The organism is Streptosporangium subroseum (genome assembly GCF_900188345.1).
Classification (GTDB): domain Bacteria; phylum Actinomycetota; class Actinomycetes; order Streptosporangiales; family Streptosporangiaceae; genus Streptosporangium; species Streptosporangium subroseum.
The window spans coordinates 205,842-221,499 of sequence record NZ_FZOD01000009.1 but is presented as its reverse complement, the minus strand read 5'-3'; the positions used below and the strand labels follow the sequence as shown (position 1 = coordinate 221,499).

Here is a 15,658-nt window from a genome sequence, read left to right as displayed (position 1 = left end):
TTACAGCTCGCCGGGCTTCAGCTGGCGCCGTGACGTCACGCCCAGCTTGCGGAACACCTTCTTGAGGTGATAGTCGACCGTGCTGGGTCTGATGAACAGTTCCTCCGCGATCTCCTGGTTGGTGGCGCGGGCGGCGGCCAGCTGGGCAATCCGTCTCTCCTGCGGGGTGAGCTCTCCGGGCTCCTCGGCCACCCAGCCGGGAACTCGCTCGCCCGTCGCGATCAGCTCCATCCGGGATCGTTCGGCGAACGCCGCCGCGCCCATCTCCACGAACATCTCATAAGCCGTACGGAGGCTGAGGCGGGCATCGTTGCGGCGCTTGCGCCGCCGCAGCCATTCGCCGTGCACCAGATGAGCGCGGGCCAGATCCCCCGTCATGCGCGTCCCCTCAAGATGCCGTACGGCCCGCAGGTAAAGTTCCTCAGCGCCCGCCTGCTCCTCGAGCAGGGCTTGCGATCTCGCCAGGAGTCCCAGTGCCCATGGCGTCCCGGCCACGACGGCCTTCGTCTCCAGCAGCCCCAGTGCCTCCAGCGCCCGTTCGCGCTCTCCACAACGAACGCCGGCCTCGATGAGATCGGGAAGCAGGTAATGGTCCAGGTTGAGCACGTCCTGCTCGCAGAACTGGCAGGCCGCCTCGAAGGCGTCACGATAGCGGCCGCGGCCGAGCGCCAGAACGGTGCAGGCGGTCTGTGCCAGGCCGGCCGCGGCTCCGGCGAACTCCTCGGCCATGCGGTCGAGGTGCTCCGCCGCCTTGAGAGTCTGGTCGTCGTCGCCCTGCCAGGCGAGTATCCCCGCCATACCCAAGGAGTCCCAGGCTGTGCCATCCCCCGGCGGCCTGCTCGGAGCCGAGATACTCGCTGTCTGTTCCGTTATGAGAGCCGCGCGGAGCCGGTCGAGTGCGCCGTCCCTACCCGCGCCGAAGGACACCCGTCGCGACAACTCGTGCTGGGCGGCGTCGTCCCACACGATCCGGGCCGCGACGGTGCCGAGCGCGTACCACTCGGGAACGCCGTTCTCGAGCATACGGGGGTGGGCCAGGGCCTCCAGTGCCGCGCGCAAGATGGGAACGGCCTCGGCGTAACCGACCGCGATGAGCGTGGCGCAGCCTCTGAGCAGCAGGTCCGCGGCCGCCTCCGCGCCGGACACGGAAGGCTCGAGTGCGAGCGCCTCCTCTGCTATCTTCCGCGGGCTCACCCCACGTGTGACGTGGCGCGTGAGGAAGACCATTTCCATGGCCGCAAGGAGCTTGTCGCGACGCCGGACGTCGATGTGCTCGTAGGAGCGAGCCCTCGCCAGCAGCAGCGCCGGCAGGCCGGCCGTCGAGCCGCCCGCCTGCGCCCGTGCTGTTTCCTGTATCTCCGCGACCAGGGCGCGAAGAAGGGGATCGCTCACCTCTGGCTCCGCCGCGTCCACCAGCGAGCGGGCCATCACGGACGCTCCCGGGGTCTGGATGCCGAGGCCGATTCTCACCTTGGCCATGACGGCGAGATTGTCCGCGACGACCTGCGGCCCACCTGCCATGCTGGTGATCTGATCTTCGTCATAGCCCGTGAGGTAGGTGTCCCACCGATCGTGAAACTCGCGTGCCCGCTCGCGGTTGCCGGTTGCCAGATGGGCCAGCGCCAAATCGGGCAACAGCCCGAACTCCAGGAGGAACTCCGTGTGGTCACCGAGCAGGTGCAGGACCCGCTCTCCCGCCTCTACGGCCTCACCGAACCGGTGGAGCGGGACCAGCGCACTGGTGAGCGCGGACAACAGGTATATCTGGTAGTACGTCATGCCTTTGGCCTCGGCGATGGCGAGCCCACGCTCGGCCTCGGCGATCGCCTCCGCCATCTGATCCCGCCCCTGCAACATGTACGACTTCTCCGCCAGGACCGGAACCAGCAGCTGGGGTCGCCCGGCGCGTTCGGACACCGCGATCGCCTGGTCGAGATACTCAATAGCTCCGCCCAAATTACCGGAAAATCGGGCATTCTTGGACATTGAGCGCAGGGTGTTGCTCTCTCCCTCCGGATCCCCAGCGGACCGGAACAACTCCAGTGCCCGCATGAAGTGCGATTCGGCGGCGGCATTCCCCATCCGCGCCCACATGGCCCCGACAGTCCGCTCCAACTCGGCGATCAGGACGGCTTCGCCGGTGCGCAGAGCCGCCTCCAGGGCCACCTGGGAGTGCGGAAGGCTGTCTGCCGCAATGTCGGAAACCGCGCTCATCGGACGCGAGTCCAGGACGATCAGCGCGGCGGCACGGTCCAGACCCGCAGCCGCGGCCTGGCGCAGCACTGCGGTCAGTGTGCCACGCTCGCGCCGGTACCAAACCCCGGCGGCCGCGATCGTCTCGAACGCCTCCGGGGTGATCCCCTCCTCCGGGGCCTCCAGCTCAGCGATGGGCGGTCGCCCGTACAGCAGGTAGGCGTTGCGAGCCGAGTGTCCGTAATGCTCGGTCAGGCGCTGCCGTGCCAAGGCGGACTCGCCCGCCTGCTCCAGCAGCTCGGTGGCGAAAGCACGGATGAGGTCATGCATGACATAGCGGCCGGCGGCGTGCTCGGTGAGCAGGCTCGCCGTGCACAGCTCCTGCGACACCGTCCGAGCCCGGGCGTGCGGCACACCCAGGAGGGAGGCCGCCGAGGCCAGAGAGATCTCCGGCCCCGGGTGAATCGCCAGCAGCCGCAGCAGACGTGCGGCCGCAAGGCTGAGCACGCGGTAGGAGGCGGTGAACGCCGCTCGCACATCTGCCCGCGGTTCACCCAGATCCAGCGCGTGCAGCCGCTCACCGGCCGACGACAACTCGACCGCGATGCCGGCCAGGGGCAGGTGCGGGCGGGCTGCGGCGCGCGCGGCCACGATCGACACGGCCAGCGGCAGCCGCCCGCACAGCTCGATGATCTGCTCCACCGCCTCCGGCTCGGCCGCCACCCGGCGTGGCCCCAGGCGGCGTATCAGCGCCTCCTGCGCCTCGGCGCCCGACCACACCTCGAGGCTCACCAGATGAGCGCCCTCGCTCGCGACCAGACCGCCCAGTTGGTTACGGCTGGTCACGATTGTCAGACAGTCCGGGCCGCCGGGCAGCAACGGGCGGACCTGCTCGCTGTCACGCGCGTTGTCCAGCAACACCAGCATCCGGCGCCTGGCCAGCAGGCTACGGAACAACGCCGACCGTGCTTCCACCGACTCGGGCACCTGCGCAACGCCCAACGCCTCCAGAAAACCGCTCAACGCCACCGATGGGTCCAGCACGCTACCGCCCTGGTCGAACCCGTGCAGGTTCACATACAACTGTCCGTCCGGGAAGCGGCCGGCCACCTGATGCGCCCAGTGCACCGCCAGCGTCGTCTTGCCCACTCCGGCCATCCCGCCGATCGCACTGATCGCAACCGTGGCTCCCCCTTCGGTCCGCTCATCCAGCAGCCGCAACGCCTCGGCCAACTCCCGATGTCGGCCCGCGAACACCGGCAGGTCCGGCGGCAACTGCGCCGGACCCGGCTGCTGAACTACCCGTTCGGATCCGGCGGCGGCCACCAAGGCGGCCTCATCCGCCTGCGACAGCCCCAGCGCGGCCGGTGTCCGCCGTTGAGGCAGACGGCTGTGGCCCCGCTCCAGGTCACCGATCAGTTGTGCGCCGACCCCCGACGCCTCGGCGAGCTCCTCCGTCGTCATCCCCGCCCGCCTCCGCAGATCACCCAGCAACGCACTAAAAGGCCGAGTCTCCGCCACCCCATGTCACACCTTTCCCGCCAGCGCCCACGTTCCCCCTGCCGATGATGAGGTAGCGCTCACCAGAACGGCTCACCGGGGACATATCTAAGCCAAACACATAGCAGCACAGCGCCGAATGGCACGCGATGGCCCCCTTCGCCCAAGGTCCACAGATCACCGACCGCAGGACGTGTCGGGCGGCGAACCCCATGAAACGCGTAGTCCTCGAGCCCCCCTCCTTCGGACATCCGGCCCCTGATGACCTTCGGACAGGCCCGCGCGCACGAATCGAAACACCCCGGGCATGACGGGTCGGGCGGGCGGCCCGGTCGGACTATGAGATTCACATGATTCCCGACACTAACGCTCGGGTTTAGCGTCTCCGGTGGACGGCGACCGAAGGCAGACGAGGTGCACGCCGACCGCCTCGGTGACGGGGAGGGCTGTCGCGACGCGCGGGGATGCGCACGCCCGACTCGGCGAACGGCGGCCGGTTCGGTCTGTCCGTCCCGCGTGGCCGAGTCAGAGGCGAGGCAGATCGAACTGCGCTCATCAACGTCAGGACGAACCGATCGATGGCTCACAAATCGGTACCATGCTACCGTATTTGCATGCCGATTACGTGGTGGCCGGCGTGGGCAAGCCCCTTTGCGGGCGGCTGCGCCGACACTCGCCGACACCGTGACCATGGCGCCCTTCGCGCGCATGGCTTCCATTGCCGATGATCCGACCGAACCGGGCGCCGCCGTGGAGCTACCGGGCGTCGCCGTCATCACCGACCAGTGCCGCATTCCTCAACGGAGGCAGCGAATACAAGGTGGAGAACCCGAGGCCATTGGGGACCCCCTCTTTCTTCCCCTGGTCAGCGGATATCCGCACCTCCGATGAGAAACGGCGCAATAGACGCATACAACCGCCTTCTCACAGTTAGTTGAATGCGCCGACAATGTGGCTCCGATTTTCGGACACCAAGTCTTCAACATAAAGCCATCCGGCCCCTATAACACGCCTTGCATTTGATATGTCTAAATTCCGTAAAACTTTATTTGATAGTACGGAGATATGTCTTCTTCTTCGACAGGTGCGTCCTCATCGCAGCGCTCTTTCGACGTGGTCTTCGTCGGAGCCGGGCACAACGCCCTCGTCGCTGCGGCCTACCTCGCCAGGGCCGGCCGCAGCGTGGCTCTGCTGGAACGTGCCACTGAGCCCGGCGGCTTCGTACGCACCGAGGAACTGACCCTGCCCGGCTTCCTGCACGACACCTATTCCGCGTTGCATCCCCTCCTGGCCAACGGGCCGGTCTTCGCCGAACTCGGCGGCGAGCTTTCCGAGCTGGGCCTGCGCTACGTGCAGGGCGGGGTGTCCACCGGGGCGTCGCTGCCCGACGGCCGCAGCGCGGTCATCGCCACCGATCCCGGCGAACTGGCCTCGGAACTGGACCGCTTGGGCGAAGGGGAGGCATGGACCGGGCTGCTCGCCGATCTCGCCCCCCACCTCGGTTCGCTCTTCCCCCTGCTGGGCATGGAGCTGACCACGCCCGCGGCGACCTCGTTGCTGGACACGCTGTACGCGGACGGCACCACGAGCGCGCTGCCCTTTCAGGAGCTTGTCGCCGGCAGCGCATACGATCTGATCACCGACCGGTTCCGCTCCGAGGAGCTGCGCTCGGCATTCCTTCCGTGGCCTTCGCACGTGGGCCTCGGGCCACACGACGCCGCGGGTGCGCTGTGGGCCTCGGTGTTCGTTGCCATGCTGACCGCGGGCAATCCGGTGCCCGAGGGCGGCGGCGGCCGTTTGATCGCCGCACTCGTCGCACTCGTCGAACGGCATGGAGGGGTGGTGGTGACCGGAGCCGAGGTGGATGAGATCCTGACCGGCGAGGGACGCGCCACCGGGGTGCGCACCACGGACGGTGCGGTATACATCGCCGCTCAGGCTGTCGTCGCCACGACCGCCCCCGACCAGCTTTACGGCCGGCTGTTGCGCGGCGCCCCCGGCATTCCGGCAGGCGTGCGCAGTCAGGCAGCGCGGTTCCGCTACCGACGTGGCTGCTTCCAGATCAACCTGGCCCTGTCCGGCAAGCCGCACTTCGGCGATCCCCGGCTCGACCTTGGTGGCGCCATCAACCTCGGCCGTGGCATCGCGGAGCTGGTCACGTCCGCGCGCCAGGCCGAGGACGGTCTGCTGCCCGCGCGCCCCTCCATCTCCTGGCACGAGCCCAGCGCGGTCGATCCCGGACGGGCGCCGGCCGGCTCGGCCGTCGTCCGTCTCCAGGTCATGGACCTGCCGTTGCATCCGGTGGGTGACGCCGCTCATGCCATCGCCGCCGAGGGAAAGTGGACGCACGCGGTGGCCGAGCGATTCGCCGACCGTGTGATCGCGGAAGCGGCCCAGCACGTGGCCGGGTTGGAGGAGATGATCCTGGCCCGCCACCTGCTCAGCCCCGCGGACATCGCGGCGGCGAACCCCAACGCCGGGCCGGGCGACAGCAACGCCGGGCACAACGCCCTGTCCCAGGGCTTCACCCAGCGCCCCATGGCGGCTCATCGCGGCGGATACGCCACCGCCGTACCGGGGCTCTACCTGATCGGCGCCGCCACCTGGCCGGGTCCGGGCGTAACCGGCGCGTCGGGCCGTGCCGTCGCCCGCAGCCTCCTCACCCCTTACCGACCCAGATGAATGAGTCGATGTCCTCAGCGGTCCTGACCGGCCGATGCCCCCGCGCGGCGGCCGCACGGCTGATCAGGACTGCGAGCCCGTCTGCGCGGTGACCGGAGCCGTCTGCCGCGTCGGCCGAAGGCGCGCCGCTGTGCTTATGAGCATGACAACCAACGTGTGGAGATAAATATGTGTGGAATTGTCGGCTGGGTGGACTTCGCCCGAGACCTGCGGCGAGAAACCGCGACCATCCGCGCGATGACGGCCACCATGGCCCTTCGCGGCCCGGACGCCGAGGGAATCTGGCTGGATCAGAATGCCGGCCTCGGCCACCGCAGACTGGCGGTCATCGACCTGGCGCACGGCGCGCAACCGATGACCGTCGAGCGGGATGGCAAGGTCATCGCCACGATCACCTACAGCGGCGAGGTGTACAACTTCGCGGAGTTGCGCGAGGAGTTACGGGGACACGGGCACCGGTTTCGGACGACCAGCGACACGGAGGTGGTCCTGAACGCCTACCTGCAATGGGGCGAATCCTTCGTCGACCATCTCGTCGGCATGTTCGCCTTCGGGCTCTGGGACGCCGTCGAGCACAGGCTCCTGCTGGTACGCGACCGGCTCGGCGTCAAACCGCTCTACTACCGTCCCACCCCGGACGGCGTGATGTTCGCCTCCGAGCTCAAGGGAATCCTGGCCCATCCGGCGGCACCGGCGGAGATGGACAGCGACGGACTGCGCGAGCTGATGTCCTTCGCCGGCACACCCGGCCACGCAATCTACCGGGGCGTGTACGAGGTGCTGCCGGGAGAGCTGATCCGAGTCGACGACCGCGGACTGCACAGGCGGCGATACTGGCAGCTCACCACCAGCGAGCACCAAGACGACCTGCCGACCACGATCCGCACCGTCCGCGACCTGCTCGAGGAGATCACCGCGCAGCAGCTCGTGGCGGACGTACCCCTTTGCGTGCTGCTCTCCGGCGGGCTGGACTCCTCCGCACTGACCGCTCTCGCCCAGCACTCATCCCGCGGGACCGACGGCGGCGCCGCTGCGCTGCGCTCCTTCTCCGTCGACTTCGCCGGGCAGACGGACAACTTCCGCCCCGACGACCTGCGCTCGGCCCACGACCTGCCCTTCATCCGGGACATGGTCGCGCACGCCGGCACCGTACACACCGACATCATGCTCGACGCCGGCGACCTGATGGACCCGATCAACCGCAGCCGCACCTTCATCGCCGGCGACCTACCCTCTGCCTTCGGCGACATGACCGTGTCGCTGTACTTGCTGTTCCGCGCCGTCCGCGAGCACTCCACGGTGGCGCTGTCCGGCGAGTCGGCCGACGAGGTCTTCGGCGGCTACCGGTGGTTCCACGATCCCGCCCTCGTCAACGCCGACACCTTTCCCTGGATGGCCGCGCTCAACCCGAGCGACGAGGGCGGCAGCCAGAGTTCCATGAGCCTCTTCGAGCCGGGTCTGACCAAGTCTCTCGACCTGGTCGGCTATCGCGACGCCGCCTACCGTCAGGCGCTGGCGGAGGTCGAGCACCTGCCGGGCGCCGATGCGACCGAGCGCCGGATGCGGGAGATCTCCTACCTGAACCTGACCCGGTTCCTGAGGGGGATGCTGGACCGCAAGGACCGCACCAGCATGGCGAACGGGCTGGAGGTCCGGGTACCGTTCTGCGATCACCGGCTGGTCCAGTACATGTACAACGTGCCGTGGGCGATGAAGACGTTCGACGGCCGGGAGAAGAGCCTGCTGCGCGCCGCCGTGGCCGATCTGCTGCCGGCCTCCATACTGGAGCGCCGCAAGAGCGCCTATCCGACGGTGCAGGACCCGGCGTATGACCCCGCCCTGAGGGTCCGCCTCAACGCGGCGCTCGACGACCGGGACTCGCCGCTCCTACCGCTCCTCGACACCGACATGACCCGGATGCTGGGCTCCTTCGCGTACGAGGAGACCGAGCTCGCGACGATCGCACGCCGCGGCGTCGAGATGGTGCTCAGCCTCGAGGAATGGCTGCGCCGGAGCCCGGTGCGCATCATCCTGGACTGAGTTCGGCCGACGCGGCGGCCGGGGTCGCCATGATGTGTGATCCGGCGGATCAGCTTGGGCCAGGCGCCAAAGGGTTGACGGGACGGGGCAGGGTTTCGGATGGGAAGAAATCGTCGCTGGTTTCGGTGATGGGAGCGGGCTGGAGGTCTCGTCGCCAGGGGCGGCGGCCCGAAGGAGCATGTCTACATCAACGCGGCGAGCTCGCCCCCGGGCTCCAGGACGAACAACCCTCCGTTCGTGCGGTCGGTCACCCAGACGAGGCCGTCGCGATCGACGAACAGGTCGTTCGCCTGCGGAGCGGCCTGACCGGGTGGCGTCTGCGAGACCCAGTGCGCGATCTCGCGTGGATGGCCGGGATCCTCCAGGTCGTAGACCCGGACACCCGCGCTGAAATACGTCGCGAAGATCAGACGCCCGCTCTGGAACGACCCCTCACGGTTCTCGTGCAGGCAGTGCGGCCCGTAGCGCATGGGCAGCCCGGCGAAGTCGCCCCTCGGCTCCGGGAGGGCGGAAAGATACCGCGGGTTCGCCGGGTCGAGGACGTCGATCAGGTGGATGCGCCGGTCCGGCGCGTGTGGTCCGTCGTGTTGCTGCTCGTCGGTGACGACGAGCAGGTTCCGGCCGGGAAGAGGAAGGCACGTGTGCGTGGCGCCGCCCTCCCACCGGCAGAACCCGATCGCCCGGGGGCGGGAGGGGTCCTCGATGTCGAGGACCACAAGATTCGCGTCGTCGTAGCCGAGGTAGGCGAGGTCGCCGTCGAGGAGCGCGTGATGTGCGGCGTGCCGCCGTCCGTCCGGCCACGCCGGCTGTTCGCCGCCCGCCGTCCACTGACCGGGCCACCACCACCGGCCGGCCTCCACCGGGTGGCGAGGGTCCGACATGTCGAGCATCATCCAGATCCGGTCGGTGAAGCCGTCCGGTGTGACGGAGACGTGGGCGAACCGCCCGCCCTCCCAGACGATCCGGTGGACGCCCTTGCCGGAGGACTCCCAGAACCCGATCTGCCGCGGCGCCGACGGATCGGCGAGGTCGTACACCGCGAGACCCGCCGAGTGCGGTCCCAGCGGCCCGGTCGGCCGGTACGGAAAACGCTCGTGGTTGACCAGGAGCAGGCCGTCGGCGACCTGCACCTTGTGCGTGTGCGTGTTGTCCGGCGCCGGCCACTGGTCGACGAGCTTCGGATGCCGGGGGTCCGAGACGTCGAGGATCGAGGTGCCCGCCCTCGACGTTCCCGCGTGGCCGACGTACACGACGTCCTCGTGACGCATCACCTGCATCCCGTCGCCCTTGCCGCCGAGATCGTGGTGCGCGAGCAGTCGGAGGTTCTTCGCCTCAGCCGTTTTCACGCGCATCGGTCACATGTCCGCGAGCGCCGGGTTGAGCGGCAGGCCCAGGGCCTTCTGCGCGCGCCAGAGCGGGAGGAGATAGGTGTACTGGCGCCAGTCCGTGCCTTCGGGAACCGTCTTGTACGTGATCTGGTCACTGATGAACTTGTCCATGTCCGCCGGCTTGAACCCGCCGTCGCTCACGTGGTAGTCCGGTGCGTTCTCCGCCGCGTACGCGTCCGCGTACTCGGTCGGGATCTCGAACTTCTTGTCGCGCATGATGGTGAGCACTTCGTCTTTGTTGGCCTGGTCGGTGATGAACTGACGCGCCTTCAGCGTGGCGGCGAGGAACGCCGTCACGGTTTCCGGGCTCTCCTGGAGCAGCTTGTTCGCCGACCAGCCGCTCTGCGGCACCTCGCGGGTCTCCTCGAACAGGACCTTGCCGCCCGCCTTCTCCAGCACCGTGCGGTGGCGCAGCTGGATGCTGGCGCCGTCGACGGTGCCGGCGATCACCGACTGCAGGCGCTCGTTCGACTGCCCGCCGGTACTGACGATCTTGACGTCCCTGTCGGGCTCGACGCCGTTGTCCCGGAGCAGCTGACGGATGATCGCGTCGTTGCGGCTGCCGAACTGGCCGCCGGTGATGGTCTTGCCCTTCAGGTCGGCCCCGGTGTTGATCCCCTTGCCCACGCCCAGGACGTTCGCCTCACCACCGAGGTAGACCGAGAGGAACCGCAGGCCCTGGCCGCTCTTCTTGGCGGCGGCGATCGCGGTGTCGGTGTCGTACAGGGCCAGGTCGAGTGAGCCGCCGATGAGCGGCGGCAGAGGGTCCTCGATCGTCTTGATGTCGACCGAGTCGATGCCGAACTCCTTGAAGTAGCCCTTGGCGAGCGCGACGTCGATGTCGTGGTGGAAGAGGTAGTACGGGTTGTCCACCCCGACCACGAGGCTTTTCTTGACCTTGGTCTTGTCGATCGTCCCGCTGACGTCGTCGGCGCTCTTCGGCAGGCCGGCCTTGGTGGCGTCCATGGGTCCGCTGCTCGCGCCGCCGGCGCCGCCGCCGCCGCTGTCGCCACCGCACCCGGCCAGCGAACCCGCGAGGAGGAGCGACACGCCGGCCGCTCCGATGCGTCTGGTGAATCTGTTCATTCGCTTGACTCCTGCTCTGCCGATGCGAGGTCTGGGTCAGGGGGTTACATCGCTATGTGCGTGCGGTGTCTCTCCACGGCGCGGCGCGTTGCTCCAGCCAGCGCATGGACTGGATGAGGCCCACGGACATGATGGCGAGAAGGATCAGGACCGCGTACAGCATCGGCGCGTCGAACTGGTCGCCGGCCCGATCGAGCAGGAAGCCGAGGCCGTTGCCGCCTCCGCCGAGAAGCTCGCCGATCAGCATCCCGACGAGGCCGCGAGCGATTCCCTGGTTCACCCCCGCGATCACGAACGGCAGGGTGAACGGAAGGATGATCTTGGAGTACGTCTGCAGGCGACTGGTTCCGAACACCCGTCCGGCCCGTAACAGCGAGGGGTCCACGGTCTTCACGCCCGCCATGCAGTTGACCATGATCGGGAAGACGGCCGAGAGGACGATGATGGTCAGCTGCATCGAGTTGTCGAACCCCATGATGAGGATCAGCAACGGGATCAGGGCGACTCGGGGCAGTGACGCCATCGCCCAGACGTAGGGGCTCAGGATGAGGTCCGCGATCCTGCTCGCGCCCATCAGAAGGCCGACGGGGATCCCGATGACGATGGAGATGACCAGCCCGATCATGAAGTTCGAGACGCTGTGCGACAGTTCGGGCCAGATCGTCCCGTCGGCGAAGCCGTTGTAGATGGCGGCGAACATGGCCGACGCCTTGGGGAAGAACAGCGCGTTGATCAGCTCGGCGCGCGCGATGAGCTCCCAGATCAGGAAGAACACCGCGAGATTGACGATGGTGATCGCCGTGCTTCTGAACGGTGCGTACCTGCTGACAGTGATCGTCTCGGTCTGCGCGGCCCGCTGCGTGCTCTGATCGGCCGGCACGACGTGCGTCATCGGGTCTCACCTTCCTGCTGCGTGACGGATCCCGACTTGGCGCCGAGCGCCTCGTCCGAGAGAAGTGCCCAGAGGTGACTGCGGATCTCACCGAACCTGGCCGACCGCTTGACGTCGTTGCGCTCGTCGAACCGGGGGCGCGGCAGGTCGACGTCGATGATCTCCCGGATCGTTCCCGGACGGTTGGACACCACGACGATGCGGTCGCCGAGGGTGATGGCCTCGTCGATCGAGTGGGTGATGAACACGACCGTCTGCCGGGTCTCGGCGATGATCTTCTCCAGCTCGGCCTGCATGGCCTCTCGCGTCATCGCGTCGACGGCGCCGAACGGCTCGTCCATCAGCAGGATCTCGGGCTCGCCGACCAGCGCCCTGGCGATGCCGACCCGCTGACGCATGCCTCCGGAGAGCTCATGCGGATAGGACTTTTCAAAACCGACCAGTCCCACCAGCCCCAGGGCGTCGGCGATCCGGCGCCGGCGTTCGGCCTTCGGGACGTATCCCCGCCGGTTCTCGATCGCGAACTCCACGTTGCGCTCAACGGTCCGCCAGGGCAGCAGCGCGTAGTCCTGGAACACCATCGCGCGATCGGCTCCGGGGCCGTTGACCTCCGCGCCCCGCACCCTGACCACTCCGGAGAGGGGTTTCACAAACCCGGCAATCATGTTGATCAAGGTTGTCTTGCCGCACCCGGACGGGCCGACGATGGCCAGGAACTCGCCCTGCGTCACGGTGAGGGAGATGTCGCGCAGCGCGATCAGCCGGGTGCGCTCGCGCCGGTTGTCATATCCCGCACTGACCTCGACCGCCTCGATCAGCGTGGATCCGACGGTACTCGCGCGCTCCTTGGCCGGATGATCGGTTTGATGAGACCCGACGTGCACCATTTCAGCTCCTTGCCCAACCAGTGCGCGGCGCTTGGTGTGTGCCGGCGCGAACGGCTGTGACGCGATTCACACTGCAATCGTTTGCGGCACGTTATCGAATGATGACGATGGCGTCAATAACTTCGCACTCGACGGCTTCGCCGCCCGATGCGGCCGGATCCCGACCGCCGACGACCACCTGACGGAGGGGTGATCGCTCACGCCCCCGAGGTGATACTTGGTAACATCGCCCGGAGCGGCCGGATCTTCGAAACGCCGCGACTCCCGTCTTTCAAGCTCGGCGACTCGTATCCTCATTGAGCAGCAATCGTTTGCTATACCCTGTTATCGAGGAGGTGGAACCATGCGTACGTTGCGGATCGGCACGTTCAGCCCGTCCGTGGTGCTCGGCGTCGCCGCGGCGACCGGAGCACTCGACGCCGCCGGGCTCACGATCACCCAGGTGCCCGCACGCAACTCCCCCGAGCAGTTCGCCGCGTTGCTCGCCGGCGAGCTCGACGCGGTCATCACCAGCCCGGACAACGTCCTAGCCTACCGGTTCGTCGCGGACAACCCCCTCGGGCACACCAGCGACCTGCGGATCCTCGCCGCCGTGGACCGCGGGCTCGGGCTGTCGCTGTTCACCGCCCCGGGAGTGGAGGACCTCGACTCGCTGCGCGGGGGCGTCCTCGGCGTCGACGTCCCCACCTCGGGTTTCGCCTTCGTCGCCTACGAGCTGCTCGCGCGGCGGGGCATCAAGGCGGGGATCGACTGCGAGGTCGCCGCGCTCGGGTCGACCCCCCGGCGCGCCGAGGCGCTGGCCGGGGGCCGGTGTGCGGTGACCGTTCTCAACGCGGGAAACGACCTCCGCGCCGAGCGGGCCGGCTGCCACAGGCTCTCACGGGCCAAGGAGATCGGCCCGTACGTCGGGACGGTCCTGGCGAGCACGGCGGAGCGGCAGGAGGAGTGGCTCGCGGCGCTGGTCGGCGTGATCGTTGACACCTCGGGCCGGCTGGCCTCCGGGCAGTTCCGCGAGTGCGCGTCATCGGTCACCGCGCGGCTCATGGGGCTGGGCGACGACGACGTCCAGCGGTACGTCGAGCTGCTCGCCGACCCCGACGAGGGGCTCGTCGCCGACGGTCGCGTGGATCGGGAGTCGCTCGACACGCTGGTGACGCTGCGGACGCGCCACCATGCCGGCTCGGCCGGCCTCGCCGACGCCCTGCGCCACGACACCGGGCTCCTGGACGAGCGCTTCCTGCCCGGAGCCGCGCCGTGACGCCTCCCCCGCCCCCCGCCACGGAGCCCGGCGTCCACGCCGGGTCCGCAGTGCGGCGGCCGACACTCAAGGACGTGGCCAACGAGGCGGGCGTCCACCCGGCGACGGCCTCCCGTGCGCTGAATCCCGAGACGCGCCACCTGGTCAACGACGAGACGGCACAGCGGGTGCACCGCGTCGCGGACTCCCTCGGCTACCAGCCGAACCCCATCGCCCGCAGCCTCAAGACGGCGCGTTCCTCAAGCATCGGCCTGGTCATCCCCGACCTCACCAACCCGCTGTTCCCGCCGATCGTCAGGGGCGTCGAGGACGTGCTCGGCGGCGTCGGTTACAACGCCTGGATCGTCAACACCGACAACGACCCCGCCCGCGAGACGGCCGCCGTCGAGTCCCTCCAGAACCGGAGCGTCGAGGGCTTCGTCTTCGCGACGGCACGCCTCCATCACCCGCTCCTGGAGCGGCTGGCGGCGATCGGGACCCCCACCGTCCTGGTGAACCGCAGGCTCGCGATGTCGGACATCCCCTCGGTGACGGGCGACGACGCCGGCGGGGTCGCGATGGCGATGCGCCATCTCGTCGACCTCGGCCACCGCAAGATCGTCCATCTCGCCGGCCCCCAGGACCTCTCCACCGGGGTGAACCGCCTGCGCGCCTTTCGGCAGGCGCTGGAGGACCACGGCCTGGAGAACTCCCCGTCGCGCCTGAAGCTCTGCTCCGCGTGGGCCGAGACCGCGGGCGCGAAGGCGGTCACCGAGCTCCTCGACGACGGGGTCGAGTTCACCGCCGTCCTGGCGGGCAACGACCTTCTCGCGCTCGGGTGCTACGACGCCCTGGCGGAGCGTGGGCTGTCGTGCCCGGACGACGTCTCCGTCGTCGGTTTCAACGACATGCCCTTCGTCGACAAGCTGAGCCCTCCGCTCACGACGGTGCGCATCCCCCACTACGAGGTCGGGGCCGAGGCCGCGCACCTGCTCCTGGAGCGACTGCGAGCCCCGAGCCGATCGGCCCGGTCCATCCTGCTGCCGCTCACACTCGTGAACCGGAAGTCCACCGCCCCTCCCCGCCGGCTCTAGGTCCTCGCCGGCGAGGATCCGACCATTCCCGCGCCCGGGGGCGGCTCAGAGACGCGCCGCCGGCGGTGATCTCGTCCGACGGCGTGCACGGCCCGGACCGATGATCATGTGCGGGCGGGCAGGTCGCCATCGGCTCGTCGGCCATCCGCACCCACCGGGGCCGGGTCTTGCTCATACGGTCACCTTTCGGCTCCGTGACGCCCCGGGCTGGGGCTGTCATGAGACCGGACGCACCGTGATCACCTCCGTCTTCGCGCACGATCATCGGGACCGGAAGCGACGTCGCCGCTCAGAGAGACTGATTCCGACGCTACCGCGAGCCGCAGGAGCGCGCGTGGCCGAGCCGTTGGCACGGGTGATCGGCGCATTGCCTAACGGGCGAATAAATACTACGTTTTCCTACTGGAAATACAGGGAATTATGGAGGGCGTCACATGGCCGATCACCCGGTGAAGTCACCTGAGCGCGCGGCCGAGCCGAGCGAGTGGGGGGTCGTCGGCGCCACCATCGCCTGGGCTGATTCAGGAGATCGCATGGGCCGCCGACCGATCCTGGAGGACACCGTCGAAGAGCACCCGTGGAAGTACTGACGACCCCCACCGGCGCCTGGAGCCGCCCTCGGACCGGGCGAGGCGAGGAAACCGACAAGCACGGTGCCC

Annotated in this window: 10 protein-coding genes; 5 read left to right on the top strand and 5 right to left on the bottom strand. The window is 68.6% G+C overall.

From position 1 onward, the window contains the following. Complete coding sequence (locus tag CHC08_RS12525; protein ID WP_275937167.1) at positions 1-3,714, bottom strand: LuxR C-terminal-related transcriptional regulator; 3,714 nt, start codon at positions 3,712-3,714, stop codon at positions 1-3. Positions 3,715-4,758: 1,044 nt separating this feature from the next. Between CHC08_RS12525 and CHC08_RS12520 the strand changes: the two genes are divergently transcribed. Then, positions 4,759-6,375, top strand: coding sequence for a phytoene desaturase family protein (locus CHC08_RS12520; protein WP_089207401.1), 1,617 nt, complete (start codon positions 4,759-4,761; stop codon positions 6,373-6,375). A gap of 168 nt (positions 6,376-6,543) precedes the next feature. Further along, positions 6,544-8,415, top strand: coding sequence for an asparagine synthase (glutamine-hydrolyzing) (asnB, locus tag CHC08_RS12515; protein ID WP_089207400.1), 1,872 nt, complete (start codon positions 6,544-6,546; stop codon positions 8,413-8,415). A 182-nt stretch (positions 8,416-8,597) separates the two neighbouring features. Here the strand turns inward: asnB and CHC08_RS12510 are convergent, their stop codons facing one another. From CHC08_RS12510 to CHC08_RS12495, 4 genes are read right to left on the bottom strand one after another with little or no spacing between them, the layout of a single operon-like run. Further along, positions 8,598-9,767: an LVIVD repeat-containing protein gene (locus tag CHC08_RS12510; protein ID WP_089207399.1), complete on the bottom strand. Its 1,170-nt coding sequence runs from the start codon at positions 9,765-9,767 to the stop codon at positions 8,598-8,600. A 3-nt stretch (positions 9,768-9,770) separates the two neighbouring features. Beyond that, positions 9,771-10,889, bottom strand: a complete 1,119-nt coding sequence (locus tag CHC08_RS12505) for an ABC transporter substrate-binding protein (RefSeq protein WP_089207398.1) — start codon at positions 10,887-10,889, stop codon at positions 9,771-9,773. A 52-nt stretch (positions 10,890-10,941) separates the two neighbouring features. Further along, positions 10,942-11,781, bottom strand: coding sequence for an ABC transporter permease (locus tag CHC08_RS12500; RefSeq protein WP_089207397.1), 840 nt, complete (start codon positions 11,779-11,781; stop codon positions 10,942-10,944). After that, positions 11,778-12,668 carry an ABC transporter ATP-binding protein gene (locus CHC08_RS12495; protein ID WP_089207396.1) on the bottom strand — a complete coding sequence of 297 codons (891 nt, stop codon included), beginning with the start codon at positions 12,666-12,668 and terminating at the stop codon, positions 11,778-11,780. Before CHC08_RS12495 ends, CHC08_RS12500 begins: the two co-directional genes overlap by 4 nt. Before the next feature lie 343 nt (positions 12,669-13,011). Here CHC08_RS12495 and CHC08_RS12490 point away from each other — a divergent pair, with 343 nt between their 5' ends. From CHC08_RS12490 to CHC08_RS49500, 3 genes are all read left to right on the top strand, one after another. Further along, a complete protein-coding gene (locus tag CHC08_RS12490) occupies positions 13,012-13,926 on the top strand; it encodes a substrate-binding domain-containing protein (protein ID WP_089207395.1) in 915 nt (304 codons plus the stop codon). 74 nt (positions 13,927-14,000) lie between these two features. Further along, positions 14,001-14,999, top strand: a complete 999-nt coding sequence (locus tag CHC08_RS12485) for a LacI family DNA-binding transcriptional regulator (protein ID WP_218825276.1) — start codon at positions 14,001-14,003, stop codon at positions 14,997-14,999. A 434-nt stretch (positions 15,000-15,433) separates the two neighbouring features. Beyond that, complete coding sequence (locus CHC08_RS49500) at positions 15,434-15,589, top strand: hypothetical protein (protein ID WP_179282004.1); 156 nt, start codon at positions 15,434-15,436, stop codon at positions 15,587-15,589. Positions 15,590-15,658: the final 69 nt, after the last annotated feature.

What these genes read in the sequence shown, in the direction of transcription:
- CHC08_RS12520 (WP_089207401.1), top strand. Translation starts at nt 4,759, where the DNA reads ATGTCTTCTTCTTCGACAGGTGCGTCCTCATCGCAGCGCTCTTTCGAC.
- asnB (WP_089207400.1), top strand. Translation starts at nt 6,544, where the DNA reads ATGTGTGGAATTGTCGGCTGGGTGGACTTCGCCCGAGACCTGCGGCGA.
- CHC08_RS12510 (WP_089207399.1), bottom strand. Translation starts at nt 9,767, where the DNA reads ATGCGCGTGAAAACGGCTGAGGCGAAGAACCTCCGACTGCTCGCGCAC.
- CHC08_RS12505 (WP_089207398.1), bottom strand. Translation starts at nt 10,889, where the DNA reads ATGAACAGATTCACCAGACGCATCGGAGCGGCCGGCGTGTCGCTCCTC.
- CHC08_RS12500 (WP_089207397.1), bottom strand. Translation starts at nt 11,781, where the DNA reads ATGACGCACGTCGTGCCGGCCGATCAGAGCACGCAGCGGGCCGCGCAG.
- CHC08_RS12495 (WP_089207396.1), bottom strand. Translation starts at nt 12,668, where the DNA reads ATGGTGCACGTCGGGTCTCATCAAACCGATCATCCGGCCAAGGAGCGC.
- CHC08_RS12490 (WP_089207395.1), top strand. Translation starts at nt 13,012, where the DNA reads ATGCGTACGTTGCGGATCGGCACGTTCAGCCCGTCCGTGGTGCTCGGC.
- CHC08_RS49500 (WP_179282004.1), top strand. Translation starts at nt 15,434, where the DNA reads ATGGCCGATCACCCGGTGAAGTCACCTGAGCGCGCGGCCGAGCCGAGC.